The following is a 26,013-nucleotide window of genomic DNA, read 5'->3' on the forward strand; positions in this document are numbered from 1 at the left end:
CGTTAGGCTTTTTTATTGCATTTTTCACAATTTATCCGTAGTTATTTAATCAAGATCAACTGATTTTTGCGGAATAGTGTTATGCTATTTCTAGTAGCCCTTTAAAAGAATTATCGCCTTGCTTTTCTTAAAGAAAATTTTCGCTTTATTATTGATAACACTTGCCTTGTCTAGTTTAGACTTAACCGCGCAAGAATATCATTTATCAGCTAACGACAACCTACAAAAAACCTTAGATAACAGTCAAAATGGTGATGTTATTACCTTAACGACTGGCACCTATTTAGGTAACTTCATTATTAGTAAACAAATCAGCTTACGCGGTGCTAAAGGTGAAACAGCAATTATTGATGCCCAAGGAAAAGGTCACGCGTTAGTATTAAAAAACTCTCATATCACTATCGCTAATCTAACTATTGTAAATTGGGGGGATGATTTAACAGAGCAAAATTCAGGTATTTATTCACACGAAAAAATTAATAATGAACTAGCCACCCATTTACTTATTAAAAATAACAAGCTATCAGGTGATGGTTTTGGCATTTGGTTAAACCATGTCACCAACGCTGAAATTAGTGGTAACACAGTCAGCGGTAATACCAAACTACGCTCAGCCGATCGCGGTAATGGCATACAAGTGGCCAACGTAACCCATAGTCATGTCTTTAATAATGAAACCTATAACACCCGTGATGGTATTTACGTTATTTCCAGCCAAAACAACTTGATTGAGCAAAACACCATGCACCATTTACGCTATGGTGTGCACTATATGTACTCTTACGACAATACCGTCAAAAACAATACCGCCTACAATACCCGTGCGGGTTTTGCCTTGATGAGTTCTCGTCGTTTAACGATTACAGGGAACACCACCACTAATAGCCAAGATTATGGCTTTTTGATGAACTTCATTACCCAATCAACATTTAGTTATAACCATGTTAAAGATGTGTGGACTAAACCTGAAAACAAAGTACTGGGTCGTGATGGTAAAGGTTTATTTATTTATAATTCTGGCTACAACATAATAAAACACAATAGTATTGATACCGCTGAAATAGGCATTCACCTGACTGCCGGTTCAGAAAATGTGGAGATATTTGGCAATAGTTTCATTAATAACCCGACGCAAGTTAAGTATGTTTCTAATAAAAAACAAGAATGGAGTAAAGAGGGTAAGGGCAACTACTGGAGTAATTATTTAGGTTGGGATATGGACAATAACGGTATTGGCGATACTATTTTTGAACCAAACGATGGTATAGATAAACTCGTCTGGCAATACCCTGAAATGAAAATGATTATGGACAGTCCTGCTATTTTAATTTTGCGCTGGGTGCAAAGACAATTTCCGGTCCTTAAACCTCCAGGCGTTAAAGACAGCTTTCCGTTAATGAGCGCACCCAGTTTATCAAAAGACCCACAAGCAGACACATCACTTGCCGTTTCAACATCGACAGCAACGCTAAATAAAACGTCACCACATAACTCTGCCCAGCCTGTAAATAGCGCAAGTTTGAAGGAATAATTTATGAATACCCCTTTAGTTTCACTGACCAATGCAGGTAAAAGCTACCAGCAACTCGATGCATTAAAGTCGGTCACTATGCACTTAAACCAAGGCGAAGTGATGGGCTTATTTGGCCATAACGGCGCTGGTAAAACCACCATGATGAAGCTCATTTTAGGGGTTATTTCACCTAGTCAGGGTAACGTTAAAGTAATGGGCATGGCACCTGATTCAAAAGAAGCTTGGCATTGTCGCAGTAAAGTTGGTTACTTACCTGAAAACGTAAGTTTTTATGAGCAACTTACTGGCTTAGAAGTATTAACTTACTTTGCCAAATTAAAAGGTTTTGCCAAGGGACATGCGCAAAAACACGCGATGGCCTTACTTGAACAAGTTGGCATTACTCACGCCATGAAAAGACCCGTAAAAACCTATTCAAAGGGTATGCGTCAACGTTTGGGTTTAGCGCAAGCTTTTATCGGCGAGCCTAAATTGCTCTTACTTGATGAGCCTACGGTCGGTTTAGATCCCATCGCTACCGGCGATTTTTACCAAACCGTTGACCAGTTAAAATCAACCGGCTCTAGTGTGATTTTATGCTCACACGTTTTACCCGGTGTTGAGCAGCATATTGATCGTGCCATGATTTTATCTACCGGACAGTTATTAGCCATGGGCACATTAGCTGAATTACGTCAGCAAGCCGCTTTACCTGTTGCCATAAAACCTTCAGGGCTTAATGGCTCTGTCAGTAATGATAGTCAATTGAGCCAGTTTTTAACGGCTAAATGTCCAGACACCTTATGGGTACCTGAACAAGAAAAACTCAACGTATTAAAACAACTCCTTAGCCTTGAGGGCTTAAGCGACTTACAAGTAGAAACCGCCAACTTAGAACAAGTTTATCAGCACTTCCTCTCGAAACACGAGCCAGCAGGGTCTGTGACCAAGGAGAAGAAATAATGAGACAGATATTAACAGTCGCCAATAAAGAATTTCACGATGGTTTACGAAACCGTTGGTTAATTTCTATTACCTTGATTTTCGCACTATTATCGCTTGGACTAACTTACTTTGGTGCTGCCGCATCTGGCGCTGTTGGTGTTGCATCACTATCCACCACAGTGGCCAGTTTAGCCAGTTTAGCGGTATTTCTTATCCCGTTGATTGCCTTATTACTGAGTTACGATAGTTTTGTTGGTGAGCAAGAAAGTGGCACCTTATTATTGTTATTGACCTACCCCATTAGTAAAAGTCAATTATTGCTGGGTAAATTTATTGGTCAAGGTAGCATTATTGCTCTGGCGACCTTACTAGGTTTTGGCTCGTCAGCGCTATTACTGTATAGTCAACTTGGCGATATACAGGTGTTAACCAGCTTTTCAGTGTTTATTTTCAGCGCTATTTTATTAGGATTAAGTTTTACCGCTATTGCCTATTTAATTAGCTTATCGGTCAGTGAAAAATCTAAAGCGGCTGGTTTCGCTTTAATCACTTGGTTTTTGTTTGCCTTAGCTTTTGATTTAGCGCTATTAGCCTTACTTGTAGGGGTTGAACAAGGCATTAGCCAAGCAGGTTTAACGCAATTAATGATGCTTAATCCTGCCGATATATTTCGTTTAGTCAACCTATCAGGACTTGATAGTAGTGATGTTAATGGTGCACTTGCTGTTGCCATTAATGCTAGTCTTTCTCAAGGCTTGTTATTTACTGCTTTGCTTGCTTGGGTTGCTTTACCCTTAACTATTGCTATCTTTATTTTCAAAAGGAAAAAATTGTAATGCCCGCTTTTTTTAAAAAACTGACTCACTATAGTGGTCTTATTTTATCGTTAGTACTATTTGCTACCCTACCGGCTTGTTCTGATGATTCAGCACAGCAAGCCGTTATTCATAAAGCCGTTGCTATGGAAAGCAGTGATGAGTGCCATTTATGCGGCATGTTGATTACCCACTTTGATGGCCCTAAGGGTGAAGTTTTTAGAAAAGAACAAGGCGCAAAAGTCTATAAATTTTGCTCTACCCGTGACATGTTTAGTTATTATTTAGACCCCGAAAATACCCGTAACGTTAGCCAAATAATGGTACATGATATGAGTAAAATGCCATGGGGTAGTGACAGTATTAATGATAACCACTTTATTGATGCAAAAACCGCTTGGTTTGTCACTGGCTCGGAAAAAACTGGCGCTATGGGTAAAACCTTAGCTAGTTTTAGCTTACAAAGCGATGCTCAGGCATTTGCTGATGAGTTTGGTGGTAGCGTATTAAGCTTTAAAGATATTAACCAAGACAGTCTATGGTAGACAGCGTGACCTTTGTAGTGCCTGCCTAAACAATGAAATGATATTTCATTGAAATCAAAATAGATTTTTTTCAAGTTTACCTGTTCAAAGCTTAAGGCAGTTGTTAGGCTAACACTTTACTTCTCGTATATTCATGATATCGGCTCAACTAGAATATACTGCGCTGATTAACGTAGAGTGTTAACCTTGCTGATAAAGCTATTACCGATAAAGTCCTTACCAATAACGTTTTTATCGACAAAACACTTATCGATAAAGTTAATAGTCTTATGGCCATTTTTATTGGTTTTATCAGGCTGTAGCTCAATGCAAAATCCAGTTACTTACCATACTAGCTTTGATTTTTCTCTGGTAAAAAAGTACAGCTTTTATAGTAGTGGTTCACCATTTTTTGACAGTCAAAACCTTAACCACTCGCAACGAAACCGTATTGAGATAGCGATAGAAAAAAACCTTAATAAACAGGGCTTTGTCTATAGCAACATTGATAATACTGATATTATTGTTACTTATCATTTAGTTAAAAATAATCCTGACGAATATCAGGCCTATAATAAGGCGATACTCTTTTGTCCACATTGCCTAAAAGCGAATACTTGGCAACAAGACAATAATCAGTGGCATGCTTATCCCGGTGGTCTAATTGTCGATTTAATCGATCCTAAAAAGCACCGCTCGGTTTGGCGTAGTATTTATCCGTTAAAATACAACGCCAAAGATAATAGCAATGAACTGAATGAAAAAATAATAACCGCGGTTGATAATATGCTGCAGCAGTACCCTAAAAAGTAGCACCCTAGAATATAAAATACTGAATTGAAATATTTATTTATCTGACACTCTATTCAAGTTGCTTGTAGCAATTTATACTAACCACTATTAACTATAAAGAGCTGTACCCCGATATGAACTACCCAGATGACGAAACAGGCCAAGTATTAGCCGAGATGCACCAAGCAGGTATAGACTTGAGTCAACCACATGAGGTGGTATTTTTTCATTTGTTTGAGAAAGAGGCACAAGCACAAGCGATGGTTGAGTATATAAATGTACATTTACCAGATATAAGCTGTCATTTGCATCCTGATGAAACACCTAATGTGTGGGATGTAGATTGTACCCTAGTGATGACCCCTACACATCAGGCGATTATTGAACAAGAAGAAGTGTTTGAAAAAATCGTTACTCAATTTTCTGGCTATACTGACGGCTGGGGGATTGAAGCGTAGTTATCGCTTCTAGATAATACTTATGCTTGCCTTCCACTTTAAAAAATACAAAATGTATGTCGTTATAGCGGCTCAGTCTGTCGGCTTGTCCTTATGTAAGCGCCACGGATCGACATTCAATAAATTACGTCGTGTTTTTACCGGTTTAATTATCCGCAGTGTTGGTGCGAAGGTAAATCTTATTGGCACTATCGATGCTGATACCGATATTTTAATTGTTAACCACCAGAGTATGTTCGATATATTTTCTCTTGAACAAGTCGTGGGTAATGACACTCGTTTTATTGGTCGCACCGGCATTATGGACAAATGGCCTGTATCTCGTATTGTTGATAAGGTCGGTCATATTACCGTTGATCAAAAAGACAGTCGCGCCATTATCAAGCTATTAAAAGACGTAAAGGTGTGTAAAGGCAAAAAAGTCATCATTTTTCCAGAAGGCACCCGTTCACAATCTGGTAAAATTGAGCCCTTTGAGGCTGGTGCAAAGCTATTAGTTGAAAAGCTTAAACTAAAGGCGCAGCCAGTGGTCATTAAAAATATCTTAGATGTTTATAATGAATCAGATAAAACTGCCACCTCAGGCACTATTGAAATAGAAGCCTTGCCAGCCATTACCATTGCTGAAAATTGGTATGAGCTAACCCATCAACAAATGAATGATGTTTTAAAGTAGTAAGCTCCTTTATCGTTACTTTTGCTCCTTGTTACTACCTTTGTTTGGCTTTTCAACAATATGAAAAGCAGGTAAAGAAACGTGCCAATGAATAGCAGCCAAACGTAATGCCAATGCCGCAGAAATAGCGGTGGCTATGGCATGATTATCACTCCACCCTAACCAATGCAGTAACACAAATAAACTTCCCCCTAGCATTGCCGCCAGCGCATAAATCTCTTCACGTAAAATCATCGGAATAACATTGCAAAGCACATCTCTAATCATACCGCCGGCAATACCGGTAATAGTACCTAAAACAATAGCAACAGAGATTGGCATACCAAAGTAGAGCGCTTTTTGTGTACCTAAAACCGCAAATAATGCTAAGCCTAGCGCATCGGCAATCAGTAAAAATCGTTTAGGAATTCTTTTGGGTTTTCTAATCAGTAATATAGTCAGTGCAGCGGTCGCTAAAATAACATAGAGGTAATAAGGCTTGGCGACCCAAAATACTGTCGTTTGTAAAATAATATCACGAATAGTGCCACCACCTACCGCGGTCACTGACGCGAGCATTACCACACCAAAGGGATCAAGCTGATAACGTCCTGCCATCAGAGCCCCCGAAAGCGCAAAAACAATAATACCAAAAATGTCTAAGTAAAATAAAAATTCATTCATGGAAAGTCCAAGTAAATAGACACAATATACCAGTAGGTAAGATAGCTTTATTGAGAACTATATTAATAACTGTATTATAGGCTGTAATGGTAACGACGTGATAAAAATAAGTTATTAAACCGTAATTAATTGCCAGCCTAGCGCTAATAACGCCAGTAACAATAAGCTGCTATAAACAGCTAAATTAATCTTATGATTCGCTTTAATAATATCGCGTGCTTCAGGTTGTTTCCCCAGATCATTAAAAGCTGCTTTACGTAATTTTGTCTGCTGATATATCGCCACACCACCTAATCTTACCGTCAGTGAAAAAGCATGCACAGCAATAATAAAGTTATTATTTAACTTAAAAAAGTGACCGCGTGTTAATCGCCAAAATAATAAGCTACCTCTTCCAACGGTACTGAGCAATATTAATAACGCCATTAAACGGTTAGGTAGCCACTGGATAAGTTGGCTAAAAAGCTGACTATAAAAGCCAAAGTACTTATATTGCGTTAACTTAGTATTCCAACAGTAATGCATTTCTAGTATTAATCGATAACTCAGTGCCGCTAACGGCCCTAACGTAATAAACAAAAAGCCCACCGTATACACTTGTTGAACGGTACGTAGTAACTGCATTTCAATAGCTGCTTTACTTAAACCTACTTGTGACAGTTGCTCTGTTTCTCGCAGCATTAAAGGTTGAAGGGTTTGCTTCGCAAGGAAGTTCTGTTTAGCGACCAAAGCTTGGGCAATATCTTTATTTACTTGTGCTAAATTTAGGTTACCTAAAGAAAAATACAACAACAATCCTTGCCATAAATAATCAACAGCAACAAAGTCAGCAAATAACCATAAAATAATAATCAGGGGTACTAGCGTCACTAATAGTGCTAATAACCCTGCGATAGTTTGGTGCTGACTACTATTGTGCGCATTATTGACTTTATTCGCTAACTGTAAACAATAAAAGTTAAAATAACGTAACGGCTCATGTGCAACAAAGTGACTAACTAAAGATTTAATGATCAACACCACCATGAGAATTAACACATGGTAAGTAAAAGGCGTTAACTCGGCAAATACTGTCATTGATTATTCCTTTTGCTTTAAGGCTTACAGCTTATCCTATCGATTAAAGGTTTAGCGATGAATCTTACGCTGCACTAAGCGTTTTACCTTTAAGTTGCGTTAGCATATTCAACACTAATTGAGAGGAGTTAACTGCTGCCGTTTCTAAGTACTCTTCAAAAGTATGTGGCGATTCTTTACCCGCAATATCAGACAGTGAACGAATAACAACAAACGGTGTGTTAAGTTGTAAACAAGCTTGCGCTATCGCAGCACCTTCCATTTCAACGGCCGCCATTGTGGGAAAGTTAGCACGCGCTTTAGCAACATCTTCTGCTTTGGTCATAAAGGTATCGCCGGTGGTAATTAACCCTGTTACCGCAGTAATATGTTGCGTCGCTGTTTGACTTAATTGCTCTATACCTTTTTTAGCTGCTGCTACTAGGTCATCATGCGGTATAAATGCTGCAGGGTTCGCTGGTAATTGTCCTACTTCATAACCAAACGCGGTCAAATCAACATCGTGATAACGCACTTCTGAACTAACCACAATATCGCCCACTGTTAATGCGGGATCAAAACCACCGGCAGAGCCGGTATTAACAACATAATCAACCTGAAAACGGTCAATTAATATTGCCGTTGCTAGTGCCGCCGCAACTTTACCAATACCCGACTGCACAATCACAACATCACTACCGTCTAATTGACCTTGATGAAAGGTATAGCCGGCGTGTTCTGTACTAGTTGCCTCGGTTAATTTTGCTTTTAAAATGGCAACTTCTGGCTCCATTGCGCCAATAATTCCTGCTTTCATATGTTTTATTCCTAACTGTGTTTAATAAGGGTAATTACGTTGTGTTTGAGTTAGCTTGATTTGAGCTAATTTAACTCAGCTTAAGTGGCCAATTTAGGCTAACCTAGACAGCTTGTGTCTATTTATGCGTATTGCTCTAGACCATAAAAAATAAGGTGTTCCATAAATAGAATATTCTCTACCGTAAAACTATGCTGGCTTGTCTGCGCTAACAATAACTGAGTTAAGGCTTTACCATCACCACCGGTTAAAATAATACGGTCTACATCAACAATTTTTTTTGCTTGTACAATAGCTTGTTCAATCATACCTACCGTAGCTGCCCAACAGGCGTTGTTAACATTATCAGTAGTATTGGTACCAAAGGTTAAACTCGCTTGAGTTTTGCTTTGCGCATGTACTAAGGTGCTATTACTGACAATACTGGTAAATAATGCCTTTATACCTGCTAATATCCAACCACCTTGATGTTGACCATTACGGTTAAGTAAATCAACGGTGGTTGCGGTACCAGCATCTATAATTAAAATATTTTCATCGGGGTACAAAGAGATAGCCCCTAATAACGCCAGCCAACGATCAATACCTAAGGTTGTGGGTGTCTGATACGCTGAAATTAATGCGTTTTTTTTCTGTTCACTATGCACTTGTGTCAAACTAACATTGTGCTCAGTACACCAGGTAGCCAACTCATCCGTTAAGGCAGATTTAGCGACATTAGCGACGATTATTTTACTACATTGGCTAAAGTACTGATCAAAATAACTGACGGTAAAATCGTTATTATTTAACTGGGCGCTTGTTGAAAATCGTCCGTTTATAAGCTGAACATACTTGGTACGACTATTACCAATATCAATTAATAATATCATTGGTCTATCCTAAGGCTTACTTCACCGCCGTAAATCGGCTTAACTTGACCAGCAACTTCTAACAATAAAGCCCCTTGGTTATTCACACCTCGACAAATGCCGTGAGTAACTTTTTCACCAGTAATTAATTTAACCTTTTTATGTAAAAAAGCGTCATGGACATGCCACTGCGCTAACATTTGCTCTAAACCACTTTGTTGATATTGTTGTAAGCGTTGGCGTAAACATCGGATTAATTCTGCACTAAGAACATTTCTATCAATACTGACTTTGCTGTGTGATTGTAAATCAGTCCATTGTTGCTCAATGAGTTTCCCTGCTGTTACTGGCATATGCAAATTTAAACCAATACCAATAACACAGTGACTTGGCTCTAACGCCTGGCCTTCCAAATCAATTAAAATACCCGCGAGTTTTACGCCATCAAGATAAATATCATTTGGCCATTTCAATTGCACTTGCACATTGCTATGGGCTTTTATCGCGTCACTCACCGCTAATGCTGTCACTAAGCTTAAGCCCATTGCTGCTGATAAGCCTTGCTCTAGATGCCAGTACATTGATAAGTAAATTTGTGAGCCAAAAGGTGAAATCCACTGTCGACCTCGACGCCCTCGACCAGCACTTTGATATTCTGCTAAACACACCTGCCCTGATGTCACTTGATTAGGTAAACGCCGCATTAAATAATCATTAGTCGAGTCAATTAAGCTGTGTACTTCAATCAGAGGGCAATCACTTGCTTTCATCTGTTGATTTTGCTTTTGGCTTTCATCTACTAATAGACGGGTTATTTTTTCTTTGTCTAATAGATATAACGATTGCGCCAGCTTATAACCTTTACCGGTAACGCTGTAAATATCTAAGCCAATTTCAGTTAATGCTTTAATATGTTTAGCAATGGCTGCACGGCTAATACCTAATTGCTCGCCCAATAATTGTCCTGAAACAAATTCTCCTGAGGCCAGTGATTTAACTAAATGCTCTTTTACCGTTTTAGTCATTACTGTTATCTCCAATAGGATTTACATCAGGCAATAAAGAAAATGAACGCTCGCCTTGCTGAGTAACCATACGCACTTCTGGTGTTAGTAATACGGAAAACTTGTCTACTACTTGGCGCTGAATATATTTTGCTAAACTAATAATATCACTACCAAAATCACTACCGTAATTGACTAACACTAACGCTTGTTGCTGATGAACACCAACGGCTTCATGGCGAAAACCTTTTAAGCCAGTTTGTTCAATTAACCAGCCCGCAGCTAGTTTTACCTCACCGTTTGCTTGTGGGTAATGAGGTATTTTAGGGTATTGCTGCTGTAATTGAGCAAACACCTTTTGATTAACTAGTGGGTTTTTAAAAAAACTGCCGGCATTAGGTAATTGTTTAGGATCTGGCAGCTTACGGCTGCGTAAGGCAATAACTTGCGTCATCACTTCGAGCGCTGTGCTGTTTTGAGCTAACGTATCTAACCCTGCATAAGTAAGATTGGCTTGCCATGCTTTAGGAAAATTAAAGGTTACCTGAGTAATTAAGCCTTTGTTGTAATGCGCTTGCTTAAAGATACTATCACGATAGGCAAAACGACAGTCTTGCTTAGTAAGTGAGTGCAGTGTTTTACTGGCAAATTCATACCATTGAACTTGCTGACAAAAATCAGCAAACTCTACCCCGTAAGCCCCGATATTTTGTACCGGTGCTGCCCCGACACTTCCCGGAATTAACGCTAAATTTTCTAAACCATAAATGCCTTGCGCTAAACAAAAACACACCAGTTTATGCCAATTTTCAGCAGCGCCAACTGTCACAACAAAGTGATCGTCTTGTTCATCAATATCAATACCGGTAAATTTTGGTTGAATAATAATGGGCGCTTGTGATTCAACAAATAAGGTATTACTACCTTCGCCAAGAATATAAAAACTGTCTGCATTATTGTCTGAGGTGTTGCTTGAGGTTTTGTCAGCAGTTAACTCAGGTAATTGCTGTAATTCAGCTAAGGTACTAGGAAAGTAAATGTGCGAGCAACTCGCCTTTATATTAAAGCTGTTACTGCTTTGTAAGGAGTAATTTCGGTTTGAGTGCATAGCCACGGGAATGAAAAATGAAAGAATCATTATTGTACTGAAAAATCAGCTGAACACCAATTATTCACGACTATTTACTTTAACGTTTGCTATTGCTTGTTTTATGCCTGCTCGGTGAGCCTAGTACCGAGAGGTCAATATTTTTGGTTTTTAATAGCTAAAATACAAAAGTTCTGAGATAAGCACATTCATCACTGAAAACACAAAGGCGTTTCGCGCTATGCAGACCAACTAAGTAAAGCGCTAGCCTAAAACCAGTTATTACCTAAGTGTCCAGTGAAGTGTCCTGTCTTAAATTATTGTCTTTACTCTGCTGTTTCTCTTGCGCTATGCCTGCTCGGTGAGCGCAGCCTCGGTCTTCTCGGTGGTTCACTAGTTTAGTTTTTTATTTTTACCGCTTTTATCTGCGCTATTTACTGACACCGTTTATTTATACTATTGATACTAAAGATTAAATACGTACCAACACGTCATTAAGCGGTAAACGAGATTTGGGTAGCTTAGCGTTAAAGTCTTCTTCAGGATGATGATAGCCTATCGCTAACGCAACATCACATTGATAGCCTGCAAGCTCTTCACTAAACTCTTTATTAACCAATTCAACATCAATTCCTTCCATTGGCGTTGAATCAATGTTGAGTCGAGCCAATACATGTAAAGTGTTACCTAACGCTAAATAGGTTTGTGCTTTAGTCCAGCTGCTGTTATCGCCTGTTTCACTGGTATTAAGCTCCGCAAATGAATAAACAGCAAAAGCGGCTTCTCTATTTTCTATCGGTGTCCGTTTATCTTTAATGCCTTGGTCAACTACCTTAGCGTAATCGTCACGAGTATATTTTGGGTTATGCGCAAAAAGAATCACTTGTGAACTATCAAAAACATGCTTTTTATTATATTCATGCATATGGGCGAAGGTATTACTTAAACGTGTTTTTGCTGCCTCACTTTCAACCACAATAAATTTCCATGGTTGTGAATTAATAGACGAAGCAGAAAGACGCATAGCTTCAAATAATATCGCTAAATCTGCCGGCGGTACTTTTCTGTTTGCATCATACTTTTTAACGGTATGACGACGCGTAAGTTCGTTAATAATAGGGTGATTCATGGTGATTCCATCAAGAAAATTAATATCACGCTAAGGTAATAGCTATAGCAATAATATTCAATGCCGCTAAGGTTATTTATTAACAATAGCGGCCAATTTATACCTGCTTGGTATGGCTAAATGGTATTATTGAAAAGTCTTACTTATTTACATCGACCACCACACGCCCAGTAACATCACCATTGAGTAACTGTTCAGCCACATCGATAGATTCTGCTAAGCTAATCACTTTAGCAATCGACTCCATTTCAGTTGCCGGTAAAATTTCTGCTAATTTTTTCCATGCTGCCACTCTATCTGCTCTTGGACGCATAACACTGTCAACACCCAATAAAGAAACACCTCGTAAAATAAAAGGAGCGACTGAAGCAGGTAAGTCCATGCCTTGTGCCAAACCACAAGCGGCTACAGCACCACCATATTGAATACTGGCACACACATTAGCTAGCGTATGGCTGCCAATAGAGTCGATTGCGCCAGCCCATCTTTCTTTCATTAGTGGTTTACCTGGTGCCGATAATTCTGCCCGGTCAATAATTTCTGTCGCACCTAAATCATATAAATAATCATGTTGGTCACTACTACCTGTTGAGGCAACAACGTCATAACCCATTAAAGAAAGGAGCTTAACGGCAAAACTACCAACACCACCAGTAGCACCGGTAACAAGAATTTTACCACTGGCTGGTGTAATGCCGTTTTTTTCTAATGCTAAAATACACAGCATAGCGGTATAACCGGCGGTGCCAATAGACATTGCCTGCAAGGGAGAAATAGCTGAAGGTAAAGGAATTAACCAGTCACTATTGACTTTCGCTTTTTGTGACAAGCCCCCTTTATGCTTTTCACCCACACCAAAACCGTTAAGCAGTACCTTATCGCCTACCTGAAATTCCTCACTTTCACTGTGTTCAACAACACCACAGAAATCTATGCCTGGTATCATAGGGAAGCTTCTGATGACTGGCGCTTTCCCCGTAATGGCTAAAGCATCTTTGTAATTAAGCGTGCTATAAAGGACTTTCACTAAGACATTACCTTCAGACAAGCTTTCATCTGGTAATTCTTTCACTGATGTGCGGTACCCGTTATCATCTTTATCTACCAGTAAACAGTTAAACATAGTAACCTCCAATATAGACTGATCGCCTATTAATGATTAAAAAAAGGGTAAAAAATTACTTTTTTAACCCTTGTACAAAATGATGGATAAAAATATCAATCGGTTGAGTTGATTGCACTAATTTACAGCGACTTACTGCCCCCTCCCAACCAATCCAAAAAAACTCTGCTAGCGATTGACACTCTTGCGGCGTCGCATTTGGACAACGTAACTTGAGGTAATCAGAGACCTTATCTTGCCAGCCAGACATTACTTGCATTAATTTATCGCGATAACTGTTTGGTAATGCGCTGACCTCTTGCTCTAAATTTCCCACTAAGCAGCCACGATTAAAGCTATATTTTTCGATACCTGTTTTAGCATCATCAACAAAATTTATTAGCCTTTGTTCAATTATTAACTGATCATTTTTTAAATGTAAATCAAGTTTACGGCAAAAGTAGCCGTCATAATCAGCGATTACCGCCAAGCCAAAGGCTTCTTTATTAGCAAAATAATAATAGAAAGATCCTTTAGGTACCGATACTTTTTTTAATATCTGATCTAAGCCTGATGAAGCAAAGCCAAATTGGGTAAAGTGCTCAACACCACTACGTATTAATTCAGTTTTAGTTTGCGAGGTATCACGACCTGTCTTGGTTGGTCTGCCTCTGCGTTTTATCATGTTATCTACTTTCATACCCCATATTAGACCGATCGTCTATTTAATTACAATCATTAATTCACACAAAAATAAAAAGGTTAATGCAAGCCATAAACATCTGTTAGTCAAATAGACTATTTAATTAGTTAATTTAACCAAAAAATTAAAAAATATAAAAGTACTCTTACTTTCACCTAATACTCCTATCATTAAACAATAATAAATATCCTTTAAATATTAACAACTTAATTAATTAACTCCTCTTGGCACAACACTTGTAATACTCAGTGTAAGTAAGACCATACTTACAAGAACATCAGAGCCAAACAGTCAATACAAACAACAGTTACAAAAAAGAAGGAATTTATCATGAGCACAATTAACGTTACTAAAAAAACCACTAGCACAATTAAAGAAGTAAGCCTTGCCCTAATACTTACCTGTTCTTTAATTGGTGTAACACTAAGTAGTACTGCTAATGCAGCACCAGTAAAAAGCATTGAGAGTTCAATAAGCGACTTTGTTATTGCCCAAGGTGAAAAGATGATTGCGGAGCTAAATAAAAAATTACAACAATCTATTGATAATCAAATAAGCAATTTTTCAGCTAATTTCTCATTGGATACGCAACCTGAGTGGATAACAGTCAATAAACAAGAGAAACAAGAGAAACAAAGTACAGTTGTAGAGCCTGAAATTAACGCCAATGAAATAAAGTCAGATAAAGAATAAATAAAGAGCAATAAAGTTAAGTACGGTAGCAGTACAAAAATAAACAAAACCAACATAATTAGGAGAAAACTCATGGGATTATTTAGCCGTTTTACCGATATTGTTAATGCAAACTTAAACAGCATGTTAGATAAAGCCGAACATCCAGAAAAAATGATTCGTTTGATCATTGGCGAAATGGAAGAAACCTTAATTGAAGTGCGATCAACCGCTGCCAAAAATATTGCCGAACAAAAAAACTTAGCCAGAAAAGTAAAAACGACTCACCAAGCCATAATAAATTGGCATAACAAAGCCGAACTTGCCTTAACTAAAAATCGTGAAGATTTAGCTAAATCAGCACTGGCAGAAAAACATAAATATCAAGCAGAGTTAACACAGCTAACGGATGATAATACTCAATTAACTGATTTGTTAGCTGCCATACAAGCAGATGCACAGCAATTGCAAGATAAATTAACAGAAGCCAAGCAGCGTCAAGGAATCTTAAGGTTTCGCCAACAATCGGCTGAAGTTAGGTTACAGTTGCGTGAAAAGGCCACCATTAATAATATTGATGAAGCCATAGCAAAGTTTGAGCGTTACCAACAGAAAATTGATCATTTAGAAGCACAAGTTGAGTCTTATGAGTTAACTGAGAACAGTAATTTAACTGACAATAAGAATTTATCAGCGCAAATAGCTGAACTTGATCAAAATGACAGTGTCGAAGCAGAATTAGCTGAAATGAAAAAAAATATTGTTAACGGTTAGCCGCTAACGATTAATGATCACTAGCCATTAGTAGCAAATAAACGTTAAAGCAACATGTAACGCGAAGGAGTTCCCATGAAGCACCACAGAGACTATTCAACGATCAATAATATTAAACGAGCATTATCTAAAGACATAAGGAATAAAAAGTTAACGGGTGTTTGTGCTGGTATTGCCAAGCATTATGACTTACCAAGATTGGCAGTGAGAGTTGCTGCTGTAGCGGCATTTATTATGCTACCTGTCGTTACCGGTGTTGCTTACGTAGTAGCAAGTATGTTGTTACCACGCAGCAAATATTATTAATTGCTATACCACTTTATATTTAACTTTCTATTCTACTAAGGCGAAACCTGATGAGTTTTTTAAAATCTTTAACATTGGCAATACTGGCAACCCTTTTCTTAACCTACGTTTTTGGTGTCGGTTTATTAGAGCTAATGAATGTTAATGTAATGATGGATGGTGAAGCTATTGAACCATTGAAAGCTATTGGAGTTTCCGCATTGGTGGTAGTAGTCTTAGTGGTTATTTCATTGGCGATTATATTAAGTGTTTTTGGCGGCTTAATTTTTATTGGCTTAATGTTATTAGGCAGTATCGCTATGCTGACGTTAGGCGTATTTTGGCCCATTATTTTAATAGCCATCGCAATATGGCTATTAAGTCGTCCTAAAAACACTAAACAGCCTGCTTAGTGTTTATGGCATTTTAGCTTATTATTTAAAAAATTTTGCCAAAATATTTTTACACGTTGGCGTGTTAACTAAGTGAGCAAATGCTTGGCTTTCGTCACTAATAGCCTCACTTAACGCAGCTTTATTACCTTGACGAATTAAGCGCCGACTGGTCATAACAGACTCAACAGGTAAGTTAGCGATGGCTTGGGCAACCTCGGCAGTAAGTGCTAATACTTCACTCGGCTGACATGTCTGATTAGTAATGCCATAGCTTAATGCTTCTTCTGCGTTAAACATTGTACCAAGTACCATTAATTCAAACGCTTTATTCGCGCCTACTTTTTGCGTTAATAACAAACTTGATCCCGCTTCAGGACATAAACCCAGTTGAGTAAACGGTAATTTAAATCGGCTATTATTGGCGGCAATGACCATGTCACAATGCAATAACAGTGTAGTGCCAATACCTACAGCAACGCCAGCGACACCAGCCACTAAGGGTTTAGTAAATTCTGACAGCACTTTGACAAATTTAAGGGCGACTAATTCATCATCGCCTGAACATTGCATAAAATCATGCAAGTCATTACCCGCACAAAAGCACGCGTCATTACCCTGAATAACCACACAGTGAATACTGTCGGTTTGCTCTGCATAAGCAAAATGCTGACAAAGCTGCTCGTACATGGCATTAGTTAACGCATTTTTTTTATCAATACGGTTCAAGGTAATAGTAAAAACACCTTGTTTTTCGGTCGTTAAAATCAAGTCACTCATTTATCACCCGTTTAGTTACACGATTGGCTCATGCCTCATGCTTGGTTACATGCTCAATTACCTACTAGCTACATAGGTTTATCAAAATAATTGGTATAAGATACAGTTAAACTCTAATATTTGTTAGCTAGGATGTATAGTCACAATGAAAAAAATTCACTATAGTAAATTTTTTATATTACCGAGCTTACTACTGAGCTTACTACTGAGCTTATGGTTTAGCGTACTCAATAATGCTTATGCTAGCAATAACATCGCCATTACCCATGGCTATGTCAAAGAAAGTATACCTGGCAGTGATATGACCGCCGCCTACATGACCATAACTAATAATAGCGCTAACCCCATAACGTTAGAAAAGATAACTAACACCAACGCTAGTCGCGTTGAAATGCACGAACACACGATGGCAGAGGGAATGATGCGTATGCGTGAAGTAGAGAACATCACCATAGCAGCTAACAGTAAGGTTGTGCTGCAACCATCAGGCTTACACCTGATGTTGTTTTCAGTAGAGCAGCCATTTATTGAAAATAGTATTGCGACCTTTACCTTATATTTCTCAAATAAAACAAAAATTAATATTCAATTACCTATTTATAAATATCATATAAAAGTACAATAGCAATAATGTCATCCTTGGAGTGCATATGAAAAATATTTTTACCACAAAATCAATAACCTGGTCTTTAATTAGCCTTTTTATTATTCTATATGGCGTTGGTGTATATTGGAGTAGTGAACCTGATTCTCTTAATATTCATGCGGAAGTAACACAAGCGGCTAAAGCCGACAATGTTGCCCCTGTTGTTGGCTACACCACCACAACGACTTTAATAAAAGTCAGCGAAGCCTTATTAAATAAGCCTGGGGGTTATTTATCAAATGATATTATACCTCCTTCACTCTTTTTAGATAATATGCCTGCGTGGGAATTTGGCGTGTTAGAAATGGTACGTGATATGGCGTTAGTGATGCGTAAAGATTTTAGTCGTTCGCAGTCGCAATCATTAGTGAACAAACACTTACAAGATGCACAACCACGCTTTAATATAGACAGTAAAAATTGGGCAATGCCTAGTGCTGAATCTGAATATAAACAAGCAATTAAGCAACTTTATGCTTATCGCTCTTCACTAGTTAGCACTAACAACAACCAAAAAGCACAATTTTATGCCCGTGCTGATAACTTACGCTCATACATTGAAGAAGTACAAAAACGTTTAGGCAGCTACTCACAACGCTTAAGCATGAGTGTCGGCCGTGAACAAGTTAATACTGATTTAGCAGGCGATAACAAAGCACAACAATCAAGCCAAGGTAATTCTCACATACAATTACAAACCAGCTGGTGGAAAATTGACGATGTTTTTTATGAAACCAGGGGCGCAACTTGGGCTTTACTGCAATTACTTAGAGCCATTGAAATAGATTTTGATAGCGTGTTAGCAGGCAAAAACGCCAAAATTAGTTTACAACAAATTATTCGTGAACTAGAAGCAAGTCAAGATCCGTTATGGAGCCCGATGATATTAAACGGCAGTGGCTTTGGTCTTGTTGCTAACCATTCATTAGTAATGGCTAATTACATTTCTCGCGCTAATGCGGCATTAATAGATTTAAATGAACTTTTAACGAAAGGATAACAACATGAAAAAAACGCTCTTGGCCGCTAGTGTAGCTGCATTAATGTGCGGCAGTGCGCAAGCAGACACTTTATTAGGCTTATATGTCGGTGGTCAAATTTGGTCTAACGAAGCCAGCGGTAGCTTCGGTGAAGGTCGTAATAACCAAACAGCTTTCGAATTTGATGATGAAAATCAAGGAAGTTTTTATGCTGCGTTAGAACACCCTATTCCATTAATTCCTAATATAAAAATAGCGTCAACAACGCTTGATACTATTGGCGGCACTACATTACCAGCGGGTTCATCATTTACCTTTAAAGGTCAAAGTTACGGTGCTGGCTCTACCCTAGCAACTACATTAGATGCTAGCTTTGTTGATTACACCTTTTATTATGAAGTGTTTGACAACGATTTATTGACCTTTGACTTTGGTTTAACTGCTCGTGATTTAGAGGCTTACGTAAAAGTTTCTGATGCAAATAACAGCAGTGATTTAGACGTTTCAGGCATTATTCCAATGGCTTACGTTTCAACCATTGTTGGCTTACCTTTTACCGGTTTTAACATATTCGCTGAAGCTAACTTTATTAGCTATGACTCACAAACAGTTTACGATGCACAAATTGGCGTAAGCTATGCCATTTTAGATAACTTAGCAGTAGATTTTGACGTGACCCTAGGTTACCGCACCGTTAAAATGGAATTAGATGATTTAGATAACTTCTACAGTGATTTAACTTATGACGGCTTCTTTGTTGGTGCTGTGGTTCATTTTTAATTACGCGTAAAATTGTAAAAAGCCGTGATTATTTAACTAGTCACGGCTTTTTTTACCTGCCTTTTTTAACAACGCAGTATAATAAACAAACTAGCAAGACCCCACCCTATTAATGCTATAATATCGGCTCTGATTGATTCAAGTATTTAAAAATATTTAGCTTACCGCTTCTTGAACCTCGCTTACGTCGCTTCAATTAACGTATTTTATAATTCCTTATTCTATTTTGGAATAAAAAATCGCTTTCTATTCCTTTTGATTTGTCTTGAATTTGTCTATTGTTCATTAATCAATTGTCACAGGTGAAATAGTTATGTTGCCAGAGCAGCGCTTATTAAATCAAAACACATCAATTCCAGCAAACAATAGTAGTGCCTTAGATGCTAATCAACTAGCTTCACTACAACAAACTGCTGCTGGACTTTCGTCATTGCAGCTTGCTTGGGCAAGTGGCTATTTAGCAGCAAAAAGTGAGCAAGGCCAACAGGCGCAAATCGCCCCTGTTGCTGCAGCTGTTGCCGCTAAAACCTTAACTATTTTATATGCCTCGCAAACGGGTAACGCTAAAGGCGTTGCTAGTAAGCTTGAACAAAGCGCGAAAGCTGCGGGCATTAACGTAACCCTTAAAAACATTGCTGACTACAAAGCAAAAGGCTTGAAAAATGAAAGCCATCTTTTAATTGTTGCCAGCACGAATGGTGAAGGCGAGCCACCAGATGACGCTATTGAATTTCATGAGTTTTTACTCGGCAAAAAAGCCCCTAAACTCCCTAACTTAAGTTATAGCGTATTAGCACTGGGTGATAGTAGTTATGAGTTTTTCTGTCAAACCGGTAAAGACTTTGACGAACGCTTAAAAGCACTAGGTGCTAAACAAGTTACGCCACGACTAGACTGTGATGTTGATTATGATAGCGAATGTCAAAGCTGGACGCTAAAAATTATTGAGTCGCTTAAAGACGAATTAACGCAAGCAGATAGCGCTGTAACCTCGGTCAGTTACCTTAGTGATTTACCTACAGCAGGTGCTGTAAGCCAATATTCAAAACAAAACCCGTACCCTGCAGAATTTTTATTAAGCCAGAAAATCACAGGGCGCGATTCAGCGAAAGATGTTCGTCACATTGAAATAGACCTTGGTGATTCAGGCTTAACTTACCAAGTAGGCGATGCACTAGGTATATGGTTTGAAAACGATGAAGCGCTTGTCACTAAGCTACTGACTGAACTTAATTTTTCAGGTGATGAAAAAGTTAGTTTAAAAGGTGCTAATGGCCCAGAAGAATTTACGTTAAAAGACGCATTAATTAGTCAATTAGAAATTACCCAAACCGCACCGTCATTTGTTGAATTTTGGGCTGAAAAGTCAAAAAACAGTCAATTAATTCACGTGGCGAGTGATAAAAACTCAGCACGTGAATTTGCAGGACTACATCAAATTATTGATGTAGTGAGCTTTGATAAAGCGGACATTGACGCACAAACTTTTGTTGATGCCTTACGCAAAATCACGCCTCGCTTGTATTCAATTGCCTCATCGCAAGCTGAAGTAGAAGAAGAAGTGCATTTAACCGTAGGTCTGGTTAGTTTTGAAGCAAATGGCGATACCCGCACTGGTGGCGCTTCTAGCTTCTTAGCAAACCGTTTAGCCGAAGGTGATAAAGTACGCGTATTTGTTGAGCATAATGACAACTTCCGCTTACCACAATCAGACGACACGCCAGTGATAATGATTGGCCCAGGTACAGGTGTTGCTCCGTTTAGAGCCTTTATGCAAGAACGTGAAGCACGCGAAGCGACCGGTGATAACTGGATGTTTTTTGGTGATCAAACCTTTACACAAGACTTTTTATACCAAGTTGAATGGCAAAACTATTTAAAATCAGGTTTGTTAACACGCATGGACGTAGCATTTTCGCGCGACCAAGCTGAAAAAGTTTATGTACAAGACCGATTAAAAGAACACGCTGGTGAAGTTTATTCTTGGTTAGAGCGCGGCGCACACCTTTATATTTGTGGTGATGCTAATCGCATGGCTAAAGATGTTCACCAAACCTTGCTAGACATCATACAAGATCACGGCAAATTGAGTTTAGAACAAGCAGAAGATTATTTAAAATCACTTAGATCTAATAAGCGTTACCAGAAGGATGTTTACTAATGAGCAGCAATTTCACTAAAGTAGAAAACCCTGTACTAATTGTTGAAGGTAAGCAGGCCGATAACGAACGTTTAAAAGCAGAAAGTGATTACCTACGCGGTACTATCAAAGATGATCTTAGAGATAGAATGACGGGTGGCTTTACTAGCGATAACTTTCAGTTGATTCGTACTCACGGCATGTACCAACAAGATGACCGCGACATTCGTGCTGAGCGTCAAAAGCAAAAGTTAGAACCATTACATAATGTTATGCTCAGAGCTCGCTTACCTGGTGGTATTATCAGCCCAACACAATGGTTAGCTATTGATAAATTTGCGGATGATTACACCTCGTACGGCAGCATTCGCTTAACCACTCGTCAAACCTTTCAGTTTCACGGCGTATTAAAGCCTAATATTAAGTTAATGCACCAAACCCTTAACAGTGTTGGTCTTGACTCTATTGCTACCGCTGGCGACGTTAACCGTAACGTACTATGTACCTCTAATCCGGTTGAATCTGCCTTACATCAAGAAGCTTATGAATGGGCGACTAAAATTAGTGAGCATTTATTGCCTAAAACCCGTGCTTATGCTGAAATTTGGTTAGATGAAGAGCGCGTAGAAACCACTGAAGATGAAGAAGTGGAGCCTATTTTAGGTAGTAATTACTTACCACGTAAGTTTAAAACGACCGTAGTGATCCCACCGAATAACGATATTGATGTTCATGCCAACGACTTAAACTTTGTTGCCATTAGTGAAGGCGGTCAATTAATTGGTTTTAACGTACTCGTTGGTGGTGGCTTAGCCATGACTCACGGTGATAACGCCACTTACCCACGTTGTGCTGATGACTTTGGTTTTATTGCCAAAGAACATACGCTAGCCATTGCTGCAGCCGTGGTAACAACACAACGTGATTGGGGTAACCGTGTAAACCGTAAAAATGCTAAAACTAAATATACTCTAGATAGAGTTGGCGTTGACACCTTCAAAGCCGAAGTAGAACGTCGCGCCGGTGTAGCGTTTAGCGACTCTCGTTCATATGAATTCACTCACCGTGGCGATAGCTTTGGTTGGGTTGAAGGCATTGATGGCAAACATCACTTAACGGTATTTATTGAAAATGGTCGCATACTTGATTTCGACAGTACTGGTGGTGTTAATAAAACCTTAAAAACTGGCATGCGTGAAATCGCTAAAATTCATCATGGTGATTTTCGCTTAACCGCAAACCAAAACCTGATTATTGCTGGTGTTGCCCAAGCAGACAAAGCAGCGATTGAACAGCTTGCCCGCCATCATGGTTTAATCAATGATGGCGTATCAAATCAACGTAAAAGTTCAATGGCTTGTGTGGCGTTTCCAACTTGTCCATTAGCCATGGCAGAAGCTGAGCGTTACTTACCTGGCTTAGTTGATGATGTAGAAGCGATTCTTGAAAAAAATGGCTTAAAAGATGACAGTATTATTTTACGCGTAACCGGTTGTCCAAACGGTTGTGGCCGTGCCATGCTTGCTGAAATTGGCTTAGTCGGTAAAGGCCCTGGTAAATACAACATGTACCTTGGTAGTGACTTAGCAGGCTCGCGCGTTCCTAAGCTTTACAAAGAAAATGTTGATGAAGCCGGTGTATTAAGTGAAATTGATACTTTAAGTGCCCGCTGGTCAGCTGAGCGTAACGACGGTGAAGCCTTTGGTGATTTTGTTATTCGTGCTGGTATTGTAGAACAGGTTATTGTTAGCTTTAGAGACTTTCACCATGCTTAATAGCGCAAAAAACCTTACAGAGATTGGCGCTAACAGTACCTTAGATCTCACTTTTCCTAACCCTTCGTTAGGTGAGTGGAATCTATCTCTGGAAAAACAAACTGCGCTTGCTCGCGCTGAGTGGGCAATGCAAAACTTGCCTGGCCAGTTTGTTTTATCCTCTAGTTTTGGTATTCAATCTGCAGTAATGCTGCATTTACTTACCCAAGTAGATAAAAATATTCCGGTATTAATAACCGATACCGGGCACTTGTTTCCTGAAACTTATCAGTTTATTGAACAACTAACAGATCGTTTAAACTTAAACTTAAAAGTGTATCAAGCAAAAGAAAGCGCTGCTTGGCAAATGGCCAAGTACGGTGAAGAATGGGCTTCAACAGATGAAGCATTGAAAGCCTACAATCGCCGCAATAAAGTCGAACCGCTAGAGCGTGGTTTAACTGAACTTGATGCCCACACTTGGTTCTCTGGCGTTCGTCGTCAACAATCAGAGCATCGCCAAGGTTTAGGCGTGGTTAGTACCTTACGTGGACGTTATAAAGTGCACCCAATTATTGATTGGAGCAACAAAGACGTTCACCAGTACTTAACTAAGCACAACTTACCTTATCACCCATTATGGGACGAAGGTTACGTATCGGTAGGTGATGTGCACAGCACACGCCCACTAACACTGGGTATGACCGAAGAAGAAACCCGCTTTGGTGGTGGTAACCGTGAATGTGGTTTGCATACTGATGGTGATGGTATTTAGTTTTTACTCAAAGATAGTCAATAATTAGATCGCCATAAAAAAGCTAAAAGAGAAAACTCTTTTAGCTTTTTTTGTGCCCAGTATTTGTCCTTATTTAAAAGCTTACGATAGGCTTGGAGCTCTATCTTTCTGCTTGACGTCGCGGTGGCGACAAATCATTTAAATTGGCTCTGACCCCCATTTTTTTAAGGGTTAAATTTTAGGCATAAAAAGTAATGTTAACTCTCTAGCCGATATATCTTTACACATAGAGGTGTTTTGCCCACACCATAATGGTGAAAAGGCATCAGAATCAAGTTTTTCGTTGTAACCACGTAACTGCGTCATTTCAATTGAAGCATACGGAAATGCCGGTGCAAATGAATTTATATAGCCTAACTCTGTCATTGCACGGTTTACGATTCCACGAGCTGGCCTACCTGAGAAAATATTCGTAAGTGCGGTATGTTCAGGTTTAGCTCTCTTTATTGCTAAACGGTGCAATCGAGAAGTTTTTGCCTCCGAACACAATAAATAGGCAGTACCGATTTGTACCGCATTAGCACCAAGTAATATAGCTGCTTTAACACCTCGACTATCACCAATACCACCTGCAGCAATAACCGGAATGTTAACCTTGTTGATGATTTGAGAAACTAGGGAAGACATACCTACTTGAGTAGATATATCCTCGGACAAAAACATCCCCCTATGTCCACCCGCTTCTAAACCTTGCGCAATGATCCCGTCAACACCATTAGATTCCAACCACATAGCCTCTTCAACTGTTGTTGCAGAAGAAACTATTTTTGTTCCCCACTCTTTTATACGTGCACACAGTTTTTTATTGGGAAGACCAAAATGAAAACTAATAAACTCTGGCTTAAACGGTTCAATAGCATCAGCAACATCATGATTAAACGGCGTTCTATTTGCACTATTAGGAAGACTTTCTACTTTCACACCTAGTTCAGCAAAATATGGTTTTAATTCATTTTGCCATTCCAACTGCTTATTTTCATCATAACTGGGCATTTCATGGCAGAAAAAATTAAGATTATAAGGTTTATTTGTAGCTTCTTTAATTAACTTAATTTCACTTACCATTTTTTCAATACTGAGCATACCACAGGGTAAAGAGCCTAAACCTCCAGCTTCACTCACGGCGATAGTCAAAGCACTATCTTGAACACCTGCCATTGGGGACTGAATAATAGGCAGTTCAGTTCCAAGTAAATCTTTAATATTTCCATTGTACATAAATATTTCCCTGTTATTTGCTGATGACTAATATATCCGATTCTTTTATGAGCAATTTTTATCTCCTAATAAAACTGCTATGTTCTGAAAAATAACTAAAAGTTAAAATAGTTGAAGTCATCCGTTTCAATCAATATATCTACTTTTCAAACATAGGATAATATGCAAAACTCAATCACTACAAGTGATTTAAAATGATACTTTGCATCTCCTTTTGAGATTTATGGTTAAGTATTATGTGGAACAAAGTAATGCAATTAAAATCGTTACAGCTATTTATGGATGTGGTTGATACTGGAAGCTTTGTGGCTGCTGCAGAACGCAGACATACTGTTCAATCAAACGTGACAGCTCACGTAAAAAAGCTTGAAGATGAATTGTGTACACAACTCATTCATCGAAAAGGTGGTACGCGTTTGACTACCGCTGGCAACACATTGGTGGATTATGCAAGACGAATGCTGAGAGAGCATGATGACGTGTTAAGACTTTTTCAAGGTAACGGCAATGCACCTAGTCTATTGCGGATTGGTGCTATGGAAACAACCACGGCAGTTCGCCTTATCAGACGTCAACTAACTTGTCCGGTCAGCGTCAATTAACTTGGCCGGTATTTGAATTTAGTTTCATTGCTTGTTTTTTACGGTAGCTTTCACCTTCG

29 protein-coding genes are annotated in these 26,013 nt (G+C 38.8%); 18 read left to right on the plus strand and 11 right to left on the minus strand.

Annotated elements, in window-relative coordinates; genetic code table 11:
* Positions 1–118: 118 nt before the first annotated feature.
* The 7 genes from FCS21_RS02890 to FCS21_RS02920 all read left to right on the plus strand — a co-directional run bounded on the left by FCS21_RS02890 (position 119) and on the right by FCS21_RS02920 (position 5,723).
* The gene (locus FCS21_RS02890; RefSeq protein ID WP_222927939.1) at positions 119–1,531 is read left to right on the plus strand and encodes a nitrous oxide reductase family maturation protein NosD; all 1,413 of its coding nucleotides are present in this window, start codon (positions 119–121) and stop codon (positions 1,529–1,531) included.
* Between the two features lie 3 nt (positions 1,532–1,534).
* On the plus strand, positions 1,535–2,476 hold the full coding sequence (locus FCS21_RS02895; protein ID WP_138620452.1) for an ABC transporter ATP-binding protein: 942 nt from the start codon (positions 1,535–1,537) through the stop codon (positions 2,474–2,476).
* A complete protein-coding gene (locus FCS21_RS02900; RefSeq protein WP_138620453.1) occupies positions 2,476–3,294 on the plus strand; it encodes an ABC transporter permease in 819 nt (272 codons plus the stop codon). The genes FCS21_RS02895 and FCS21_RS02900 overlap by 1 nt, the downstream gene beginning before the upstream one ends.
* Positions 3,294–3,818: a nitrous oxide reductase accessory protein NosL gene (locus tag FCS21_RS02905; RefSeq protein ID WP_138620454.1), complete on the plus strand. Its 525-nt coding sequence runs from the start codon at positions 3,294–3,296 to the stop codon at positions 3,816–3,818. Before FCS21_RS02900 ends, FCS21_RS02905 begins: the two co-directional genes overlap by 1 nt.
* A gap of 306 nt (positions 3,819–4,124) precedes the next feature.
* Complete coding sequence (locus FCS21_RS02910) at positions 4,125–4,610, plus strand: DUF4136 domain-containing protein (protein WP_138620455.1); 486 nt, start codon at positions 4,125–4,127, stop codon at positions 4,608–4,610.
* Between the two features lie 113 nt (positions 4,611–4,723).
* Positions 4,724–5,047 (plus strand): ribonuclease E inhibitor RraB, encoded by a 324-nt coding sequence (locus FCS21_RS02915; protein ID WP_138620456.1) that lies wholly within the window; start codon positions 4,724–4,726, stop codon positions 5,045–5,047.
* A gap of 52 nt (positions 5,048–5,099) precedes the next feature.
* The gene (locus FCS21_RS02920; RefSeq protein WP_246046961.1) at positions 5,100–5,723 is read left to right on the plus strand and encodes a lysophospholipid acyltransferase family protein; all 624 of its coding nucleotides are present in this window, start codon (positions 5,100–5,102) and stop codon (positions 5,721–5,723) included.
* Positions 5,724–5,738: 15 nt separating this feature from the next.
* Here the strand turns inward: FCS21_RS02920 and FCS21_RS02925 are convergent, their stop codons facing one another.
* The 9 genes from FCS21_RS02925 to acuR all read right to left on the minus strand — a co-directional run bounded on the left by FCS21_RS02925 (position 5,739) and on the right by acuR (position 14,132).
* The gene (locus tag FCS21_RS02925; protein ID WP_138620458.1) at positions 5,739–6,386 is read right to left on the minus strand and encodes a trimeric intracellular cation channel family protein; all 648 of its coding nucleotides are present in this window, start codon (positions 6,384–6,386) and stop codon (positions 5,739–5,741) included.
* A 114-nt stretch (positions 6,387–6,500) separates the two neighbouring features.
* Entirely contained in the window at positions 6,501–7,463 is a 963-nt protein-coding gene (locus FCS21_RS02930; protein WP_138620459.1) for a cobalamin biosynthesis protein CobD/CbiB, read from the minus strand.
* Positions 7,464–7,527: 64 nt separating this feature from the next.
* A complete protein-coding gene (gene mtnN, locus FCS21_RS02935; protein WP_138620460.1) occupies positions 7,528–8,259 on the minus strand; it encodes a 5'-methylthioadenosine/S-adenosylhomocysteine nucleosidase in 732 nt (243 codons plus the stop codon).
* A gap of 122 nt (positions 8,260–8,381) precedes the next feature.
* Positions 8,382–9,131 (minus strand): pantothenate kinase, encoded by a 750-nt coding sequence (locus FCS21_RS02940; protein ID WP_138620461.1) that lies wholly within the window; start codon positions 9,129–9,131, stop codon positions 8,382–8,384.
* Positions 9,128–10,135, minus strand: a complete 1,008-nt coding sequence (gene birA / locus FCS21_RS02945; RefSeq protein WP_138620462.1) for a bifunctional biotin--[acetyl-CoA-carboxylase] ligase/biotin operon repressor BirA — start codon at positions 10,133–10,135, stop codon at positions 9,128–9,130. Before birA ends, FCS21_RS02940 begins: the two co-directional genes overlap by 4 nt.
* The gene (gene murB, locus FCS21_RS02950) at positions 10,128–11,252 is read right to left on the minus strand and encodes a UDP-N-acetylmuramate dehydrogenase (protein WP_246046962.1); all 1,125 of its coding nucleotides are present in this window, start codon (positions 11,250–11,252) and stop codon (positions 10,128–10,130) included. The genes birA and murB overlap by 8 nt, the downstream gene beginning before the upstream one ends.
* Positions 11,253–11,673: 421 nt before the next feature.
* A complete protein-coding gene (locus tag FCS21_RS02955) occupies positions 11,674–12,330 on the minus strand; it encodes a nitroreductase family protein (protein ID WP_138620463.1) in 657 nt (218 codons plus the stop codon).
* A 139-nt stretch (positions 12,331–12,469) separates the two neighbouring features.
* Positions 12,470–13,453 (minus strand): acrylyl-CoA reductase (NADPH), encoded by a 984-nt coding sequence (acuI, locus tag FCS21_RS02960; protein WP_138620464.1) that lies wholly within the window; start codon positions 13,451–13,453, stop codon positions 12,470–12,472.
* A 55-nt stretch (positions 13,454–13,508) separates the two neighbouring features.
* Positions 13,509–14,132, minus strand: a complete 624-nt coding sequence (acuR, locus tag FCS21_RS02965) for an acrylate utilization transcriptional regulator AcuR (RefSeq protein WP_138620465.1) — start codon at positions 14,130–14,132, stop codon at positions 13,509–13,511.
* Positions 14,133–14,465: 333 nt separating this feature from the next.
* Here acuR and FCS21_RS02970 point away from each other — a divergent pair, with 333 nt between their 5' ends.
* From FCS21_RS02970 to FCS21_RS02985, 4 genes are all read left to right on the plus strand, one after another.
* Positions 14,466–14,828, plus strand: coding sequence for a hypothetical protein (locus tag FCS21_RS02970; RefSeq protein WP_138620466.1), 363 nt, complete (start codon positions 14,466–14,468; stop codon positions 14,826–14,828).
* Between the two features lie 72 nt (positions 14,829–14,900).
* Positions 14,901–15,581: a phage shock protein PspA gene (pspA, locus tag FCS21_RS02975; RefSeq protein WP_138620467.1), complete on the plus strand. Its 681-nt coding sequence runs from the start codon at positions 14,901–14,903 to the stop codon at positions 15,579–15,581.
* Between the two features lie 75 nt (positions 15,582–15,656).
* Positions 15,657–15,887 (plus strand): PspC domain-containing protein, encoded by a 231-nt coding sequence (locus FCS21_RS02980; RefSeq protein WP_138620468.1) that lies wholly within the window; start codon positions 15,657–15,659, stop codon positions 15,885–15,887.
* 50 nt (positions 15,888–15,937) lie between these two features.
* Positions 15,938–16,279: a hypothetical protein gene (locus tag FCS21_RS02985; protein WP_138620469.1), complete on the plus strand. Its 342-nt coding sequence runs from the start codon at positions 15,938–15,940 to the stop codon at positions 16,277–16,279.
* Positions 16,280–16,300: 21 nt separating this feature from the next.
* Here the strand turns inward: FCS21_RS02985 and FCS21_RS02990 are convergent, their stop codons facing one another.
* Entirely contained in the window at positions 16,301–17,038 is a 738-nt protein-coding gene (locus tag FCS21_RS02990) for an enoyl-CoA hydratase-related protein (RefSeq protein ID WP_138620470.1), read from the minus strand.
* Positions 17,039–17,183: 145 nt separating this feature from the next.
* Here FCS21_RS02990 and FCS21_RS02995 point away from each other — a divergent pair, with 145 nt between their 5' ends.
* The 6 genes from FCS21_RS02995 (at position 17,184) to FCS21_RS03020 (ending at position 24,113) form a co-directional block, all read left to right on the plus strand.
* A complete protein-coding gene (locus FCS21_RS02995) occupies positions 17,184–17,663 on the plus strand; it encodes a copper chaperone PCu(A)C (protein ID WP_138620471.1) in 480 nt (159 codons plus the stop codon).
* A gap of 25 nt (positions 17,664–17,688) precedes the next feature.
* Positions 17,689–18,684, plus strand: a complete 996-nt coding sequence (locus FCS21_RS03000) for a DUF2333 family protein (RefSeq protein ID WP_138620472.1) — start codon at positions 17,689–17,691, stop codon at positions 18,682–18,684.
* A 4-nt stretch (positions 18,685–18,688) separates the two neighbouring features.
* Positions 18,689–19,444 carry a TIGR04219 family outer membrane beta-barrel protein gene (locus FCS21_RS03005; RefSeq protein ID WP_138620473.1) on the plus strand — a complete coding sequence of 252 codons (756 nt, stop codon included), beginning with the start codon at positions 18,689–18,691 and terminating at the stop codon, positions 19,442–19,444.
* Positions 19,445–19,757: 313 nt separating this feature from the next.
* Positions 19,758–21,605: an assimilatory sulfite reductase (NADPH) flavoprotein subunit gene (locus FCS21_RS03010; RefSeq protein WP_138620474.1), complete on the plus strand. Its 1,848-nt coding sequence runs from the start codon at positions 19,758–19,760 to the stop codon at positions 21,603–21,605.
* Positions 21,605–23,359, plus strand: coding sequence for an assimilatory sulfite reductase (NADPH) hemoprotein subunit (gene cysI, locus FCS21_RS03015; RefSeq protein ID WP_138620475.1), 1,755 nt, complete (start codon positions 21,605–21,607; stop codon positions 23,357–23,359). Before FCS21_RS03010 ends, cysI begins: the two co-directional genes overlap by 1 nt.
* Positions 23,352–24,113: a phosphoadenylyl-sulfate reductase gene (locus FCS21_RS03020; RefSeq protein ID WP_138620476.1), complete on the plus strand. Its 762-nt coding sequence runs from the start codon at positions 23,352–23,354 to the stop codon at positions 24,111–24,113. Before cysI ends, FCS21_RS03020 begins: the two co-directional genes overlap by 8 nt.
* A 192-nt stretch (positions 24,114–24,305) precedes the next feature.
* Here FCS21_RS03020 and FCS21_RS03025 read toward each other — a convergent pair whose 3' ends face one another.
* Complete coding sequence (locus FCS21_RS03025) at positions 24,306–25,352, minus strand: NAD(P)H-dependent flavin oxidoreductase (RefSeq protein ID WP_138620477.1); 1,047 nt, start codon at positions 25,350–25,352, stop codon at positions 24,306–24,308.
* 236 nt (positions 25,353–25,588) lie between these two features.
* Between FCS21_RS03025 and FCS21_RS03030 the strand changes: the two genes are divergently transcribed.
* Positions 25,589–25,954, plus strand: a complete 366-nt coding sequence (locus FCS21_RS03030; protein WP_246046963.1) for a LysR family transcriptional regulator — start codon at positions 25,589–25,591, stop codon at positions 25,952–25,954.
* Positions 25,955–26,013: the final 59 nt, after the last annotated feature.

The organism is Colwellia ponticola, assembly GCF_005885605.1.
In the GTDB taxonomy this organism is placed as follows: Bacteria; Pseudomonadota; Gammaproteobacteria; order Enterobacterales; family Alteromonadaceae; genus Colwellia; species Colwellia ponticola.